We start from the raw sequence: 15,497 nt of genomic DNA on the forward strand, positions 1-15,497 counted from the left end.
TTCATGATAAGTAGATCAGAAAGCAAAACTATTTACATCCCATCCGGTCAACAATATGCACTTGCTCGTTGATTTACCATAAAATGAAATAGTTTAAAAGCCTTTTGGATTTTTAGGGAACAATGAGCGATTCAGCTCCAATATCTCTTCATGAGATGGTTGACTTGTATATCTCATAAGTTTTGTGATTGCAGCATCTCTTAAACCTGGAGCTTTTTCCTTTATACCATCATTGAAGGCTTGTTTAAGTTCTGCTGCATTCAATTCTGTACAATACGCAGGTGTACCAGGCTGATGCCTCCATGATTCAGAAAGACTTCCTGCATCTACAATGTCAAAACCTGCATCATTGATTAGGTTAGCTATAATCTTTTTAGCTTTGTCATCATCGCCTGACACAGCCATTGCTATCCGTCCTTCTGTGCCTTCAGGTTTACCCCCAAATTCCAGGCTGTGGGCTAGCAGATTGTTGAAAGCCTTAATCACGGGACGCCCCAAAGTTTCTGCAACCCAAACGCTTTCCACTTTTCCATTTTTGAGTTCTTCTATTTCACCATCACGGAACGGATAATAGTTAGATGTATCAACAAGTATTACATTTTCGGAAACATCTGCGAATAAATCTTTAGGTAAATCAGAAATTGCTTTTGTAGGAATGGATAAAATAACGACATCAACATCATTTACAATCTCATCTATTACAGAAGGCGAGACGCCAAGTTCCTGAGCTCTTTTTTTAAGGCTATCAGGTCCCTCAGCATTATACACCTTTACTTCGTGGCCAGCTACAGCCATTTTTTTTGCAATTGTACCACCGATAGCACCGGTACCTATTACTCCAATTTTCATCTTCTTTTTTTTTTAGAATTTATAATTATTATTTGACCACTTTTCTAATACTTCTTTGTAATTATTTTCTCCATTCTAAAACCCGTCACCCACCATTGCGGACGGCTTTGCAAAATTAGAATATATTACTTTCCTTTGTATAGTGCTTTCCCAAAGGAAAGTAACGAAATTAAAATAATGAGCTATGGCTATAAAAAAAGCATACTGTGATTGCCTTGAAACGATAAAGCCTGTACGGGATACGCTGGACGTAATTAACGGCAAATGGAAATTGCCCATTATCATTTCTGTGGGCGTAGGTAATGAGCGGTTTACTGATATACAAGACAGTATTCCCGGAATAACCCCAAAAGTTTTGGCCAAAGAACTTAAAGAACTGGAACAACACAAACTGCTAAAGAGACTGGTAATAGATGATTACCCAGTTAAGATATTATATAAATTAGAAGCCTATGCAGATACATTAACTCCAATCATCTATTCCCTAAAGGATTGGGGATTAAACCACCGCAAAAAAATTATTCAAAAGAAATAATGTCAACTTTGAATGGATGATACTTTTATTGTAATTAAGGCCAAATCTGCTGTGCTTTTAGCTTAATGATAACAAATTAATTTTGCGAAATGAACAATGTTCATTTTATTTGCACTCTAATTATCCAACAATGAGCAGTGCAGAACGCAAGGCAAGGGAAAAGGAAGAACTGAAAGCTCTGATATTAAAAGCATCAATGAAGTTGTTTGTGGAAAAAGGTATAGAGCAGACTACCATCCGCAATATTGCTGATGCCATTGATTACAGTATCGGTACTGTATATGTTTATTTTAAAGATAAGAATGCCATTCTTCATGCCCTGCACACACAATGCTTTACTGAACTGGCTGGGCAATTCAGGGTATTGTATACTGTAAAAGACCCAATGGAGCGGTTAAAAGCGATGGGCAAGGTTTATATCCAGTATGCAATGGACAATCCCGATAAATATGACCTGATGTTCAATTTAAAGGAACCAATGGAGTTTCTAAATGACATCCAGGCAAAAGAATGGGATGAGGGTGCCGCAACGTTTGATGTATTGCGAACAACAGTGCAGGAATGTATTGGTGCCGGGTATTTCAAAGGACATAATCTGGAGCCGCTTTCATTTCTGATATGGAGCTGTATGCATGGCATATGCAGTCTTGAAATAAGGGCTCGTACAAAAGGAGTTCTTTTAAAGAATCCAGATACTATCGTTTCTGATGCTTATAATGAGTTTTTAAAATTCATAGAAAAAAAGTAATTTTTTTTCTTTATTAATGAACATTGTTCAATAAATTACCATTGTTCAAAAAGACGCTAAAATGAAAAAAGTTTTTATCACATTGTTACTGTTTCGTGTTATTGGGGCATACGCACAAACCAACTTAGATGCCTATATCAAAACTGCATTAAACAATAATGAAACAATCAAACAACAGCAATTCCTGCTCACTAAAAGTTTGTATGTTTTAAAAGAGGCGAAGTCATTATTCCTTCCGTCAGTTGGATTTAATGCTACCTACACTGTTGCAGATGGTGGAAGAAAGATTGACTTTCCTGTGGGGAATTTATTAAACCCTGTTTACAAGATGCTCAATCAAATGACAGGAACCAATAATTTTCCGCAGGTGCAAAACCAAAGCATATTGCTTAACCCCAACAATTTTTATGATGCCAAAATAAGAACAACATACCCGATTTTGAATGCAGAAATTGAATACAATCGTAAAATAAAAAAACAGCAATACGACCTGCAGAAAATTGAGATAAGCCTGTATAAAAGAGAATTGGTAAAAGAGGTGAAAAATGCTTATTACAAATATTTACAGGCTTGTGAAGCGGTTAATATTTATCAAACAGCTTTATCTCTTGTAAAGGAAAACCTACGGGTAAATACTTCTCTTTTCAATAATCAAAAAGTAAACCGGACAGCAGTAGTAAGAAGTGATAATGAAGTGAGCAAATACAATGCCCTGCTTGAATCTTCAATACAAATACAAAATAATGCGAAGGCATATTTCAACTTTCTATTGAATACTGATTTGAATACTGAAATAATCATAGACAGCATTAACGCTGTTCCTGTTGATTTGCTTTTAACTGATACCACCGTTGCCAAAAGAGAGGAACTTGTAAAATTAAAGGAGGCTCTTGCCATCAATCAAAACATTACGGCCCTCGCTAAATCGTACAAACGTCCAAAACTATATTCTTTTGTTGACCTTGGCACACAAGCATTTGATTTTAAAGTGAACAACAAATCATTCTATTACCTGGCGGGTATATCCCTGGAGTGGAATATTTTTTCCGGTAATAAAAATAAATACAAAATACGGCAGGCTGAAGCAGATGGGAAAGTTCTGCAATCGCAAACAAGTTATGTAGAACAGCAACTAAAATTGCAGTTAACCACCTTTACTAATTCATTCAAAGCTGCTATTGCACAATACAATGCAGCCCAATCTCAGGTAGTTTCTTCTCAAAAATATTACAATGATATATTCCGCCTGTATAAAGAAGGAATGGCTATCTACATCGAACTATTAGATGCCCAGAATCAGTGGATAGATGCTCAACTCCAGGCCAATATTGCATTATTCGACACGTGGATATCATTTACAGCTATTGAACGTGCTAATGCCAGCTTTAATCTACAATAAAATAACATGAATAAAATTCAATTAACAATCGTTGCATGTACACTTTTGTTGCTGTCTTGCAAAGAAAAGCACAAGAACACAAATCCACTCGGCGAGCCAGACATCATATCTGTTAAGATTGCTCCTGTCTCAGCGTTGGAAGTACCCAACATAATACAGGCCACCGGCTTGGTCAGTACTGAAAATGAAGCAAATTATTCATTTAAGATAGGCGGAGTCATTAGTCGGATATTAGTAGATGAAGGACAGTTTTTTCGAAAGGGCCAGTTGTTAGCAACGTTAAATTCGACCGAGATATCGGCCGGGTTGGCTCAAGCCGACTTCAATGTAGATAAAGCTCAACGGGATTATAAACGGGCTGTTAATCTTTATAAGGATAGTGTTTATTCGCTGGAACAATTACAGAACACCAAGACTGCATTGGACGTTGCCCAAAAATCCAAAGAGGCCACAGCTTTTAACGAGCGTTACTCAAAAATTTATGCTGAATCTGATGGATTTGTAACTAAAAAAATTGCAAGTGAAGGAGAAGTTATTGGTGGCGGCATGCCAGTACTACTTACTAATTCAACACAACAAAATGATAGTTACTTGCTCAAAGTGGGTGTAACAGACCGGGAATGGGCTGTGATCAAACTTGGCCAAACAGCTAAGGTTACATTAGATGGTTATCCTGGTCAAACATTTAATGCCATCGTATTCCGAAAGTTGCAAGCTGCAGACAGAGAAATCGGCTCTTTCCAGGTAGAGTTAAAGTTAAAACTAGGTAAAGTAGTACCTGCTGTCGGTATGTTCGGAAAAGCTGAAATAGCAACAAATCAACAGGAAAATGCCCTTGTTATTCCGTATAGCTCATTAGTGGAACCTGATGGAGACAAAGGCTTTGTGTTCACGACAATTGGTACGGATAGGGTAAAAAAAATACCAGTTACCATTCTAAAGTTTGATAACGAGAAGGTGTATCTAAAGGACAGACTTGATGGGATAGACAAAATAGTTATTTCCAATAGCGCCTACCTCAACGAACAATCTACCATCAAAATCATCCCGTAAACCAATAAGAACATGAAGATCACAAATTTTTCCGTTAAGAATTATCAGTTTACGCTGATTATATTTCTTCTTGTTGCGGTGGTTGGTGTGCTTACACTTTTTACCATGCCCCGCTCGGAAGATCCTACCACCCATCCTCCGCAGTATCTGATAACTGTTATTTACCCAGGCACCAGTCCCAAGGATATGGAAGAACAGGTGGTAAAACCTATTGAAAACAAAATATACGGACTTGAAAATATCGATAAGGTACTCACTTCGGTAGAGGATGGCGTAGCTGTGCTCCAACCCAAATTCAAGTATGGTGTCGATGTAGACAATAAGTATCAAGAGATATCTACAGAAATAAACGCTTTAAAAAACAGCGAACTTCCGAAGGATATTTACCTGATTAAAACAGAAAAGATTTCTTCCTCCGATGTAAAAATATTGCAGGTTGCATTGGTTTCAAATACTGCTTCAGGTAAAACGCTTAGAGACAACGCGGATATACTTAAAACCCGGTTGGAAAAGATAACTGACCTCAAAGAGGTAAAATATGCTGGAATTCCAGAACAGGAAATCCGAATTGATATGCAACTGGATAAGCTCGCCCGGTTGAGAATACCCCTCAACTTGGCAATAGGCAGCCTGCAAAGTGAAGCAGTGGATATTCCCGGAGGAAGCATCAATCTCGACAGTAAGGTATTCAATGTAAAGACGAGCGGTAAGTTTAAGAACGTAGAAGATGTCGCCAACACTGTTATCTATAATGCTAATGGAAAAGTAATCTACCTGAAGGATGTTGCCGATGTTAGCTATAAAGATGGCACCGTGAGTCATATCACACGTCTAAACGGACATCGTTGCGTACTTGTAACGGCTGCAATGAAGGATAATGTAAACATAAGCAAGGTAAAGGAAGAGTACATGCCCGTGCTGGAGGAATTCGGTAAAGACTTGCCTGCGAATATAAAAATGGTCAAAAATTTTGATCAGGCTGACATGGTCTCGCAGCGCTTGGGACATCTGGGCTTCGACTTTGCATTAGCTATCCTTTTAGTAGTTATCACACTATTGCCGTTGGGATTTCGAGCGTCTCTTATTGTAATGATTTCTATACCGCTTTCACTTGCATTAGGCCTGATCGCATTGAACCTATTAGGGTACTCCCTGAATCAGTTGAGCATAGTTGGTCTCGTGGTAGCATTGGGACTATTGGTCGATGATAGTATTGTTGTCGTAGAAAATATAGAGCGATGGCTCAGGGAAGGTCATTCTAAAAAAGATGCTATTCTGAAAGGCACCAAACAGATCGGGGTAGCAGTTGTGGGATGCACGGCTACTTTAGTGATCGCGTTTCTGCCACTTGCATTTTTACCTGATGTTGCTGGTGAATTCATCCGAAGTTTGCCTATGGCAGTGATGACAAGCGTCCTTGCGTCTATGATAGTAGCACTAACACTGGTACCCTTTATTGGAAGCCGGATATTAAAGACGCACACTCACGGTGAAGGTAATTTCTTCCTACGGAATTTGCAGAAATTTCTAAGCTTCTCTTATCGCCGCGTGATGCCAGTGGCCCTAAGATGGCCAAAAGTGACTATTGGCATATCAATAGGATTAAGTGTCCTTGCATTTCTATTATTCCCGTTAACGGGCTTTAAGCTTTTTCCCACATCGGAAAAACCCATGTTTCTCGTGAATATAAAAATGCCATTACAGGCCGATATCCCTGAAAGTGACCGTGTGACCAAACTGGTAGAAAATGAATTAAAAAGTCACAAAGAGATTGTCTATTATACAGCTAATGTCGGTAAAGGCAATCCCCAAATATATTATAACGTACACCAGCAGGATGTTAAACCGGATTTTGCCCAGGTCTTTGTACAAATGGATGAGGAGGCCAGTCCCGAATCGAAAAAAGACTTAATTAAAAAGCTAAGGAATAAGTTTAAGGATTTTCCTTATGCAAGAATTGAAGTTAAAGACTTCGAGCAGGGAACCCCTATTGAAGCGAATATCGTAGTAAGAGTATTTGGAGAGAATCAAGATACATTGCGGTCCCTTTCGTTTAAAGTAGAAGAAATTCTGCGTAAACATCCTGGTACATTTTATATAAACAATGAATTAAACGCATACAAATCGGATGTAAAAATTAAAATTGACAAAGAAAAAGCACGAACACTGGGTGTGCTCACCAGTGATGTAGATAAAGTAATCCGCATGGCTGTAGCCGGACTGAACGTTGGGGATTATATCGACGACAGAGGTGATTCGCGGAATGTAGTCATCACGCTACCCAGGGAAAAGTTTTCAAACCTTAACGCATTGAAGAACCTATATGTAAATAACATTCAGGGTACTCCTGTCCAAATTGATCAAATTGCTACAATTTCTTTTGAGACATCTCCTACAGCAATTAATCATTTTAATAAGTCCCGCTTTGCCAAGGTAACTTCATTAACAAAAGATAATGTGCTTGCGAACGATATATTGAAAGACATTGTTCCTGAACTTAACAAACTAAAATTGCCTTCTGGATATTATTACAAATTATCAGGGGAAGCCGAGTCAGAAGGTGATGCTTTGGGCGGCAACTTCCTTTCAGTCATATTACTTAGCGGATTTCTTTTTATAGGGGTGTTGCTATTACAGTTCAAAACCTTTAAAGGAATTATTATTGTGTTATCGATCATACCACTGGGGATATTAGGCGGTGTGTTATTCCTGCTTTTTACCGGCAACCCAATGTCATTGGTTTCCATCATTGGTTTCATTGGGTTATCAGGTATTCAGGTCAAAAATTCTCTATTGCTCGTTGATTTTACCAACCAACTTCGTGCAGAAGGATACAGTATAGATGAAGCAATTAATATGGCTGGTGAAACGCGTTTCCTGCCCGTTGTGCTTACTTCAATAACTGCAATATGCGGATTACTTCCAATTGCCCTGAACCCTAATCCACTCATAGCACCGTTAGCGATTGTATTAATTGGAGGACTAATAAGCTCGACAATACTATCTAGAATTGTAACGCCGGTAATGTATAAACTTATTCCGCCTTCAATTCAAAATGAATAAACTTTCAACCACTTTAAGACATGAAGAAATTCATTTTGGTTTACAAATAAATAATAAAAAAAAATAAAAAATGAAACAAACAATCTTAGTAACAGGGGCTTCTTCAGGTTTTGGACTTTTAGTTGCCAGCAAGCTACACAAAGATGGCTATACGGTAATTGGAACAAGCCGAAATCCAGAGAAATATCAAACCAAATTGCCCTTCAAATTATTAGCCTTGGATATTACTGATGACAACTCTGTTGAATCTTTTGTTAAGCAACTATTCAGTCGAATCTCACAATTAGATGTGTTGATAAATAACGCAGGTTACTTGCTGGCTGGGCTTGCCGAGGAAACTCCTGTTGATTTAGGTAAACAGCAATTTGAAACAAACTTTTGGGGAACCGTAAAACTCACAAAGGAATTATTGCCGTATTTCAGAAAACAAAAACAGGGAAAAATAATTACTACGGGTTCTTTTTTGGGTTTAATCGGTCACCCGAATGTTTCCTACTATTCAGCCTCAAAACATGCGTTGGAAGGATATTTCAAATCTCTGCGATTTGAGTTAAACCAATTTAACATCAGGGTTAGTATGATTGAACCTACATATTTTAAAACCAATCTTGGTGAAAATGCAACAGTATCCCAAGAAGAAATCTCAGAGTACGATACATTCCGGCAAAAGATAGATGTTTATACCAGCAATGCAGTTAAAAATGCACCAGAGCCGGGTGCAGTAGTAGATACGGTGATGAAAATTGTAAATGAAAAAAAGCCCAGGTTCAGTTATCCAATTGGAAAAGGAACATCGCTTTTCCTAACGCTACAACGGTTTGCATATAATGCATTTGAAGGTGCAATTCTGAAAAGTGTAAACAAAACGAAAATATGAGCATGGAAAACCCAAGACTGAAATTTGTTCAGGATTTTATAGGGAAGCAATTTACAGGTAGCCCCTCGCCATATGGGCATTGGCTGTATGGAAAAGTTGTTTCTGTAGAAGAAAAATCGGTTGAGTTAGAGTTTACGATAAGGAAAGAAATGACGAATCCTGTCGGAATGCTTCATGGTGGGGTAATTTGTGGAATGATTGATGAATGTATGGGTATTAATTTTTTTTGCTTAGGGTTAGAATGCTTTTATCCAAGCATTAATTTAAATGTTGATTTTTTTACTGCCGCTAAAGAAGGTGAAATAGTTATTGTCCGCACACAAGTAATTAAGCAAGGAAAATCAATTATCAACATTAAAGCAGATGTTTTTAGTAACAAACAGAGATTAGTTGCTCAGGCCAGTTCCAATTTGGCAACAAGTGATATTAAAATTCCATTTTAAAGGATAGGCACTTATTTACCGTTCTTATTTTGGTATTTTGGTATCTTTTCTTTGTTGTAAAAAGTATACTGTCCTTGAGGTTTAACCTGAACAAATTCCAGGTTATGCAGACGCATTGTCTTCGAAAAAAAATTTTCGAAATCCTTTCCATTTCTCCTGTGAATCTCCAATTGGAATAAGCGCCTCGCAATATACAGATCGTCTGCAGTTAGCGCAGAAGGCATATTTGTTGGGTATTGGATAAAAAAATTTAAGCTATGACTAGACTCTTTTTAGTATTCATTACACTTGCATTTTTGAAGAGTGCATTCTCTGGGACTCTTAATTTATAGGGACGATTAAAAGTTTCCTGGGAAACTTTGAACCGTTCTGCCAGTTTTCGGATCACTTCCTTGGACAATCCTTTTTTATAATGGAGAATGTCTGAAACATATCCTTTGCTCACTTTTAGTAAATCTGCCAGATCTTTGGCTTTCATGTTATGGTCTTTCATAAGTGATTGAAGCAGTTCGATAGGATTCAATTCGTTAAAAGTATTATGTTCAGTATCCCACTTTTCAATTAAGAGCGTAAGCAAGTCAATTTCGTCTTTAATGGCTTTTGTTTTCGAGCTAGAAAAAACAAGTTCCTCCAGTTTGTTACAGTACTCCTTATACTGGGTTTTATTTTTAATAATCTTGTATTTTAAAGTGTCCATAATTGAATAATTAATATAAACTCACAGTATATTGCTCTTCATCATGGCACAGTTCATCATATTTAGTATGTGTCCCAATCCAACAAATAAACAAATGAACTTGCTTTTCTCCGAAAGCATACTTGCAGATCATTCTATAAGTATTGCCTGCAATATTAAAAACTACCCTATTTGAACTCTTACCCAATAAATCAGCCGATCCGAAGGTCTCTTGTATGTCCGTAGGCTTTTCCCAGTCTGCATACCTTAACTTTTCCAACCACTCTTCAAAAGAAGGCCTGCTTCGGGCATTTTTAAGTACGAAATCTTCAATAGTTTCTTTTCGAATTAAATGAACTTTCATGTAAAGTTAAGGATAAATGGTTAATAGTTCTCTTTTTGTGAACTATTTTTCGAAACATTAAGCCCTTAATCAGGGGGCACGAATGTACAAAAATCAATTAGACCGATTGAGCAGGTAAATCTCGATGAAGAAGGATAGAAACAGAAATGTAACTTTTGCTACTTTTGTTCAGAATAGAACCCTTGCGGCTTTGAGGCTTGTAAAAAATCGTGAGTCATTCATGAGTATGTCTTTGAAACAAGTTTCGATGAACCACATATTCATGCTTTCCCATGTTAAAAATATTGGGTGCAAGTTCTGTTCTTTAGGGATATTAAATTAAATTTGCTTATGAGTTGAAGTTCTTGAAAGGTGAGGGTGAAAATTCGGATACCCGGACTTTTACGCGTTTCTAATATATTGAATGACAGTCGGATAGGAGCAGAGTTCAATTCCCTCTCTCTCCGCACAAAGACCGTATCAAAGAACTCAAAAGCCTGCAAATCGCTGATTCTCAGGCTTTTTTGTTTTTAGATTCTACATGAAATGCATCAATTTGCTCCAAATTGGGATGCGTGATTCGGTGAGTAGAAGAGATGATTAAACATTTAGCAAGAGTTAAAAGAATATGGGTGTATAGAGAATGCACCTTCCATCCATCCAGGTTGTTTCAGTAGGGTCAGGTTATTGCATCTTGAGGAGCCGGCCTATTGTACACCTTTCCTTTAAATAGGCTTTGCTCTGAGGTTGACATCTATAATAAATTTTAGAAGAGCCTATTCTCATGTTCATTTCTGCTCAAGACATCACCAACATCATCGGCAAGAAGGAACGCACGGCCCGGAAGATCATTGCCCAGATTCGCCGGTACAACAAAAAGCCAGGAGATCTCATCACCATCTTCGAGTTCTGCGAACATACCGGCCTTAACGTAGAAAGAGTCCGCAGATTCCTAGCCAAGTAAATGTCTGAATAGTGCAATGGGATCATGTGGTGAATATAACAGATGCTTGGATTTCATTTATCTAAAGGGTCACCAATGAAAAGGCTTGTACGATAACGTTTAAGTGAAGGAGATTTCTTAAGACATTTGTTTTACCGGCTTAATGAACCTGACGATTTTCTTTTCTAAAGGGAATGCGTATATATTTTTATTGCACCTCAGCTTTGCGATTTGTTGCAGAACATATTTGCTCACTACTGGCTTACTCCAAGCTAACTGCTGATAAAATTTAAAAGCTTCAATATGCTGCACCTGTTCGTCTGTAAGCCAATCACTCTTACCTGAGTCAACATAATCGAAATCACTCCACTCTTCAAGACCTTTGGGAAAACGATAATTTTGAATTGCAAGCTCATCTGCTATTTTATTTCCGGGGTAGGGCTTATAATAGAAAATGTTCACTACAAAATCGCTGCTCATTCTTCTCAACCTCTTTACTACTTCTAGCGTTTCTGATACACTTTCTTTCGGCTCATTAGGGAAACCAACAATCACACTAAAGTTAATGGCAATATCGTGCTTAATGCATTGTTCCGCAGTTTCAAATATGTGTTCCAGCCTAATGTCTTTCTGCATCCAATCAAGCATTTGTTGAGTGCCCGATTCCATGCCTATCATTACTCTTTCGAGTCCTGATTTTTTACAGAGGCTCCATATTTCAAATGGCAACCTTACACCCTGGTCAGCTCTCATTGTTCCAAACCAGCTAATAGGTAATTTTCTTTTTATGAACTCTTCAGCAACGCCTTTAACTCGATCTCTGTTAGTAAAGAAAGTTTCGTCCTGAAAATGTACGTGTTCGAAATGGTGCTGCTGCCAAAGTTCATCTATCTCCTCACCAATTCTTTGCGGTAAATAACCATGCCATCGTCTTTTATACATTGCCGGATCTGCACAGAAAGCACAACGGAAACGGCAACCTTGTGAAGAGATATAATCAAGTTGCTTTCTTCCGCTAAGTTGCATGTAAGCAGCTACATCGATGAGGTTGTAATTTAAAGGCAGGAATGAATTGATATCTGCCAGATGCCTCTCAGGATTAATGATGATTTTATTATCAACCTTGTAACCGATACCATTAACCCCCGCTAACTGTTCTTTATTGATCAATTTCTGAATTACCTCAGCAAAGCTAATTTCACCTTGCCCCTTCACAACTATATCCACCGAATCTTCCAGCAAAGTTTCAAAAAGAAATAACGAAGGGTGCCACCCGCCCCAAACAATAGGCAGGTCAGGAAATTTTTGTTTTACAGTTCTTGAAACATGCAATGCATCTTTTATTGGCCTACCAGTAAGCACAGTAACAGCAAAGCATACTGCATTATCTTTTAGCGCAGAGAATATCTTTGGCAACGGATCTTTTTCAAGCCGTCCGTCAATAATTACTACATTATATTTTAACGGATCAAGATAAGAACCGATAGCCAGCAAAGCCAGCGGCATAGTATAAAAAACAGCCTTAGGATTATATAAAACAACTGTTTTCTTTTGCATAACGAATATAGCTCAAGCTAAGGATAATATTGATTGCTACAAAATGGTTTTTGGGGAGTAGTGTGTTTCTCTTTTAGCAGCGCTGTTCAAACATGATGGCGGGAGAAATGAACAATTGAAAAATTTAATGGCATATTGTTTTGATGTCCGTTCTTCGTTCAGTGCTCTGAAAGCGGCCTGGTATTTATCGCTATAATCAATGATCTGCACGTTTGTTTTTGGCTTGTTTTTCATCCTGTCAGACCTTTAATAAGTTATCAATGATTATTGATTAGTATTTGTTTTAAGTCGATACCCTGTATTCACCAGGTACACCCCGCATAGGATAATCGCAGCGGCAACAACTGTATAAAAGTTGATACGCTCATTCAGGATCATGAAGCCCAGGATCACTGCAACCAAAGGATTTACATATGCATAAACAGTCACCAGTCCGACAGGTAATTTTGATAATGCATATAAGTAGGCTGCAAAGGCCGCCACAGATCCTATCACAACCAGGTATATCCATGCGAGAAAAGTGCTGGTTGATATCGGCGGAAGTTCAGCGTTTCTTTCGAAAAGCATACTCATTAACAGTAATCCAGCGCCACCGGTAAAAAGCTGTACAGACGCATTTAAGATTGGGTCAGAGCCTTTCTTATTTTTTTGTGTATAAATCGTTCCCGCTGCCCAGGAGATACAGGAGGCAATTGTAATGATCATGCCTGCGAGGTATTCTTTGTTTTGTAATTCTGCCAAATGATCCCTGAAGATCACCAGTATCCCTGCCAATCCTAGGAAAGTTCCAAGTGTTATCTGCCAGTTCATATTGTCTTTTCGATCAATGATAAGATTGATCAGGATGATATAAAGCGGGATCATTGAGCATATGAGTGCTGCCATGCCACTCGGAATGTATTGTACTGACCAGCCTATTATTCCATTGCCGAAAGTGATCATGCAAAGACCAGGAATTAATTGCTGCCTGAATAGACTCCAGCTGAGCACCAGCTTTTTTCCTGATAGTAATAAGAACAACACCAGCAATATTCCAGCCATTGTCTGCCGCATACCCATAAACAGGAAAGGAGGGAAATCTTTTACGCCCACACGAGCTGCCAGGTAAGTAGTACCCCAAACAATACAGATAAAAGCCAGAGCGAAATATGCTTTCAGTTTTTCCTTCATGGTTTTCGTTTGATTTGTCAAAGGTGAATGTATTTGCAATGGAAAAACAGATTCAGATTTTGTATTTTTGGGCATAACAGATTAGCCATGGAAGCTCAGGTCTTACCTCTTGAAGAGGAGTTTTTATATGTTCAGCTGGCAGAAAAACTGCAGAAAAATATTTTGGACGGTGTGCTGAAAACCGGTGAAAAACTCTTGTCCGTAAGGGCTTTGAGCAAAGAGCAGGGCGTAAGTCTTTCCACTGCTTTTAACGCCTACACGCAGCTTGAAATCAAAGGTCTGATAGAAGCGCGTCCGAAATCGGGCTATTATGTTTCTTTCCGTAAAAGAGTAGCCAGGCCTACAAGCGAGACAGAGGATCAAGACAAAATACCGGAAGAAGCCAGTGTAGATGATATTATTTCCCTGGTTTACCGGGATATTAATGCCGAAGGGTTGATCAGGTTATCAATAGCTGTTCCGGCGATAGAGCTACTTCCTGTTGCCAAACTAAGCAAGACCATGGCTGAAGCGATCAGGGAGAGTGTTGACAGTTGTATGGGTTATGAGCATCCGCAGGGTAATCTTAGGCTTAGAAAACAAATAGCCAGGTATGCCTTCAATTGGGGTGGGAATATTACAGAGAAAGATGTGGTGACTACTCAAGGCTGTATGGAAGCATTGGTGTTTTGTTTGAAGGCTGTTGCGGAACCAGGAGATACCATTGCCATTGAGACGCCTACCTACTTCGGTATTTTTAGCGTCATGAAAAGCCTTGGATTAAAGGTATTGGAAATACCAACGCATCCTGAAGAGGGCATCAGTTTGGAATATCTTGCTGACGCAATAGAAAAGGTAACAATAAAGGCCTGTTTATTTGTGACCAATTTCACCAATCCATTAGGATGTGAAATGTCGGACGAAAAGAAAAAAAGACTTGTAGAGCTACTTGCCGCCAAAGAAATTCCACTGATTGAGGATGACATCTATGGTGAATTGTATTTTGGCAAAAAGAGACCCAGAACCTGTAAAAGTTTTGACCAGAAAGGACTGGTGCTGCTTTGCGCCTCTGTATCCAAGTCACTTGCACCTGGGTACCGTGTAGGCTGGTGTATCCCAGGAAAATTTATTGATAAGGTAAAACAGATCAAATTGATGCATATTGTATCATCTGCTACGCCCAACCAGGCGGCTGTAGGCCTTTTCTTTGAAACAGGCAGGTTTGATCTGCACCTGAGAAACCTTCGGAAAGCGTTGTATACCCAGAGCCTGCTGTATACAAAAGCTATAGTAGATTATTTCCCTGAGTCAACAAAGGTGAGTCAGCCTAAAGGAGGTTGCGTTTTGTGGGTTGAATTGGATAAGAGGATAGATGCATTTGAACTGTTCAAATCTGGATTGAAGTACAATATCAGTATTTCGCCGGGTCATATATTCAGTACTGATGCAAGATTTACTAACTGTATCCGCATTTGTTATGGTGCTCCCCTTAATAAGGAGATAGAACATGCGTTGAAGATATTGGGAAGGCTTGCAAAAGATATGATTAAGATTTAATCCAAATAAGATCCTTTACTGGAAATTGCTTGATCTATTTTACCAAATGAGACAGAGCTGGGTCGTCATCAACGAGTAATACAGTCTTATTTGTTGAATAAGTGATCATAAGCATTTTTTATCAGGTAATGTTTTTGTTACGAGTCCTTAACTTCTTGTGCTCAGCATTCTTACAGCAAAATGGCACGATCCTTAAAGGTCTCTATTTTTTATATCCCTCTATACCAGCATACCTGATATGATTAGATTGGTATTTCATTTCGTCATTTCCAATTCTTTTCCTTTCAATAAAAAGTATAAGTTTT

General features: G+C 38.4%; 15 protein-coding genes. 8 read left to right on the forward strand and 7 right to left on the reverse strand.

The window, feature by feature from the left end:
• Positions 1 to 93: 93 nt before the first annotated feature.
• Positions 94 to 849 (reverse strand): NADPH-dependent F420 reductase, encoded by a 756-nt coding sequence (locus OCK74_RS27350; protein WP_279300305.1) that lies wholly within the window; start codon positions 847 to 849, stop codon positions 94 to 96.
• 184 nt (positions 850 to 1,033) lie between these two features.
• Here OCK74_RS27350 and OCK74_RS27355 point away from each other — a divergent pair, with 184 nt between their 5' ends.
• From OCK74_RS27355 to OCK74_RS27385, 7 genes are all read left to right on the forward strand, one after another.
• On the forward strand, positions 1,034 to 1,384 hold the full coding sequence (locus OCK74_RS27355; protein WP_279300306.1) for a winged helix-turn-helix transcriptional regulator: 351 nt from the start codon (positions 1,034 to 1,036) through the stop codon (positions 1,382 to 1,384).
• A gap of 130 nt (positions 1,385 to 1,514) precedes the next feature.
• Positions 1,515 to 2,132, forward strand: coding sequence for a TetR/AcrR family transcriptional regulator (locus tag OCK74_RS27360; RefSeq protein WP_279300307.1), 618 nt, complete (start codon positions 1,515 to 1,517; stop codon positions 2,130 to 2,132).
• A gap of 61 nt (positions 2,133 to 2,193) precedes the next feature.
• Positions 2,194 to 3,531, forward strand: coding sequence for a TolC family protein (locus tag OCK74_RS27365; protein WP_279300308.1), 1,338 nt, complete (start codon positions 2,194 to 2,196; stop codon positions 3,529 to 3,531).
• A 6-nt stretch (positions 3,532 to 3,537) separates the two neighbouring features.
• Positions 3,538 to 4,584, forward strand: coding sequence for an efflux RND transporter periplasmic adaptor subunit (locus OCK74_RS27370; protein ID WP_279300309.1), 1,047 nt, complete (start codon positions 3,538 to 3,540; stop codon positions 4,582 to 4,584).
• A 12-nt stretch (positions 4,585 to 4,596) separates the two neighbouring features.
• The gene (locus OCK74_RS27375; RefSeq protein ID WP_279300310.1) at positions 4,597 to 7,647 is read left to right on the forward strand and encodes an efflux RND transporter permease subunit; all 3,051 of its coding nucleotides are present in this window, start codon (positions 4,597 to 4,599) and stop codon (positions 7,645 to 7,647) included.
• Between the two features lie 70 nt (positions 7,648 to 7,717).
• On the forward strand, positions 7,718 to 8,524 hold the full coding sequence (locus OCK74_RS27380; protein WP_279300311.1) for an SDR family NAD(P)-dependent oxidoreductase: 807 nt from the start codon (positions 7,718 to 7,720) through the stop codon (positions 8,522 to 8,524).
• 2 nt (positions 8,525 to 8,526) lie between these two features.
• Positions 8,527 to 8,967: a PaaI family thioesterase gene (locus OCK74_RS27385; RefSeq protein WP_279300312.1), complete on the forward strand. Its 441-nt coding sequence runs from the start codon at positions 8,527 to 8,529 to the stop codon at positions 8,965 to 8,967.
• A gap of 250 nt (positions 8,968 to 9,217) precedes the next feature.
• Here OCK74_RS27385 and OCK74_RS27390 read toward each other — a convergent pair whose 3' ends face one another.
• The 6 genes from OCK74_RS27390 to OCK74_RS27415 all read right to left on the reverse strand — a co-directional run bounded on the left by OCK74_RS27390 (position 9,218) and on the right by OCK74_RS27415 (position 13,656).
• The gene (locus OCK74_RS27390; protein WP_279300313.1) at positions 9,218 to 9,664 is read right to left on the reverse strand and encodes a helix-turn-helix domain-containing protein; all 447 of its coding nucleotides are present in this window, start codon (positions 9,662 to 9,664) and stop codon (positions 9,218 to 9,220) included.
• A gap of 10 nt (positions 9,665 to 9,674) precedes the next feature.
• On the reverse strand, positions 9,675 to 10,007 hold the full coding sequence (locus tag OCK74_RS27395) for a type II toxin-antitoxin system HigB family toxin (protein ID WP_279300314.1): 333 nt from the start codon (positions 10,005 to 10,007) through the stop codon (positions 9,675 to 9,677).
• A 745-nt stretch (positions 10,008 to 10,752) separates the two neighbouring features.
• Complete coding sequence (locus OCK74_RS27400; RefSeq protein WP_279300315.1) at positions 10,753 to 10,905, reverse strand: hypothetical protein; 153 nt, start codon at positions 10,903 to 10,905, stop codon at positions 10,753 to 10,755.
• A gap of 162 nt (positions 10,906 to 11,067) precedes the next feature.
• Complete coding sequence (locus OCK74_RS27405; RefSeq protein ID WP_279300316.1) at positions 11,068 to 12,486, reverse strand: B12-binding domain-containing radical SAM protein; 1,419 nt, start codon at positions 12,484 to 12,486, stop codon at positions 11,068 to 11,070.
• Between the two features lie 36 nt (positions 12,487 to 12,522).
• A complete protein-coding gene (locus tag OCK74_RS27410) occupies positions 12,523 to 12,720 on the reverse strand; it encodes a hypothetical protein (RefSeq protein ID WP_279300317.1) in 198 nt (65 codons plus the stop codon).
• 30 nt (positions 12,721 to 12,750) lie between these two features.
• On the reverse strand, positions 12,751 to 13,656 hold the full coding sequence (locus tag OCK74_RS27415; protein WP_279300318.1) for a DMT family transporter: 906 nt from the start codon (positions 13,654 to 13,656) through the stop codon (positions 12,751 to 12,753).
• An 87-nt stretch (positions 13,657 to 13,743) separates the two neighbouring features.
• Between OCK74_RS27415 and OCK74_RS27420 the strand changes: the two genes are divergently transcribed.
• A complete protein-coding gene (locus OCK74_RS27420) occupies positions 13,744 to 15,192 on the forward strand; it encodes an aminotransferase-like domain-containing protein (protein ID WP_279300319.1) in 1,449 nt (482 codons plus the stop codon).
• Positions 15,193 to 15,497: the final 305 nt, after the last annotated feature.

It is taken from the genome of Paraflavisolibacter caeni (assembly GCF_025628885.1).
GTDB classification, from domain to species: domain Bacteria; phylum Bacteroidota; class Bacteroidia; order Chitinophagales; family Chitinophagaceae; genus Flavisolibacter; species Flavisolibacter caeni.

Coding starts and splice junctions, on each gene's coding strand:
- OCK74_RS27385 (WP_279300312.1), top strand. CDS start 8,527: ATGGAAAACCCAAGACTGAAATTTGTTCAGGATTTTATAGGGAAGCAA.
- OCK74_RS27365 (WP_279300308.1), top strand. CDS start 2,194: ATGAAAAAAGTTTTTATCACATTGTTACTGTTTCGTGTTATTGGGGCA.
- OCK74_RS27370 (WP_279300309.1), top strand. CDS start 3,538: ATGAATAAAATTCAATTAACAATCGTTGCATGTACACTTTTGTTGCTG.
- OCK74_RS27400 (WP_279300315.1), bottom strand. CDS start 10,905: ATGTTCGCAGAACTCGAAGATGGTGATGAGATCTCCTGGCTTTTTGTT.
- OCK74_RS27355 (WP_279300306.1), top strand. CDS start 1,034: ATGGCTATAAAAAAAGCATACTGTGATTGCCTTGAAACGATAAAGCCT.
- OCK74_RS27360 (WP_279300307.1), top strand. CDS start 1,515: ATGAGCAGTGCAGAACGCAAGGCAAGGGAAAAGGAAGAACTGAAAGCT.
- OCK74_RS27390 (WP_279300313.1), bottom strand. CDS start 9,664: ATGGACACTTTAAAATACAAGATTATTAAAAATAAAACCCAGTATAAG.
- OCK74_RS27410 (WP_279300317.1), bottom strand. CDS start 12,720: ATGAAAAACAAGCCAAAAACAAACGTGCAGATCATTGATTATAGCGAT.
- OCK74_RS27420 (WP_279300319.1), top strand. CDS start 13,744: ATGGAAGCTCAGGTCTTACCTCTTGAAGAGGAGTTTTTATATGTTCAG.
- OCK74_RS27405 (WP_279300316.1), bottom strand. CDS start 12,486: ATGCAAAAGAAAACAGTTGTTTTATATAATCCTAAGGCTGTTTTTTAT.
- OCK74_RS27380 (WP_279300311.1), top strand. CDS start 7,718: ATGAAACAAACAATCTTAGTAACAGGGGCTTCTTCAGGTTTTGGACTT.
- OCK74_RS27350 (WP_279300305.1), bottom strand. CDS start 849: ATGAAAATTGGAGTAATAGGTACCGGTGCTATCGGTGGTACAATTGCA.
- OCK74_RS27395 (WP_279300314.1), bottom strand. CDS start 10,007: ATGAAAGTTCATTTAATTCGAAAAGAAACTATTGAAGATTTCGTACTT.
- OCK74_RS27415 (WP_279300318.1), bottom strand. CDS start 13,656: ATGAAGGAAAAACTGAAAGCATATTTCGCTCTGGCTTTTATCTGTATT.
- OCK74_RS27375 (WP_279300310.1), top strand. CDS start 4,597: ATGAAGATCACAAATTTTTCCGTTAAGAATTATCAGTTTACGCTGATT.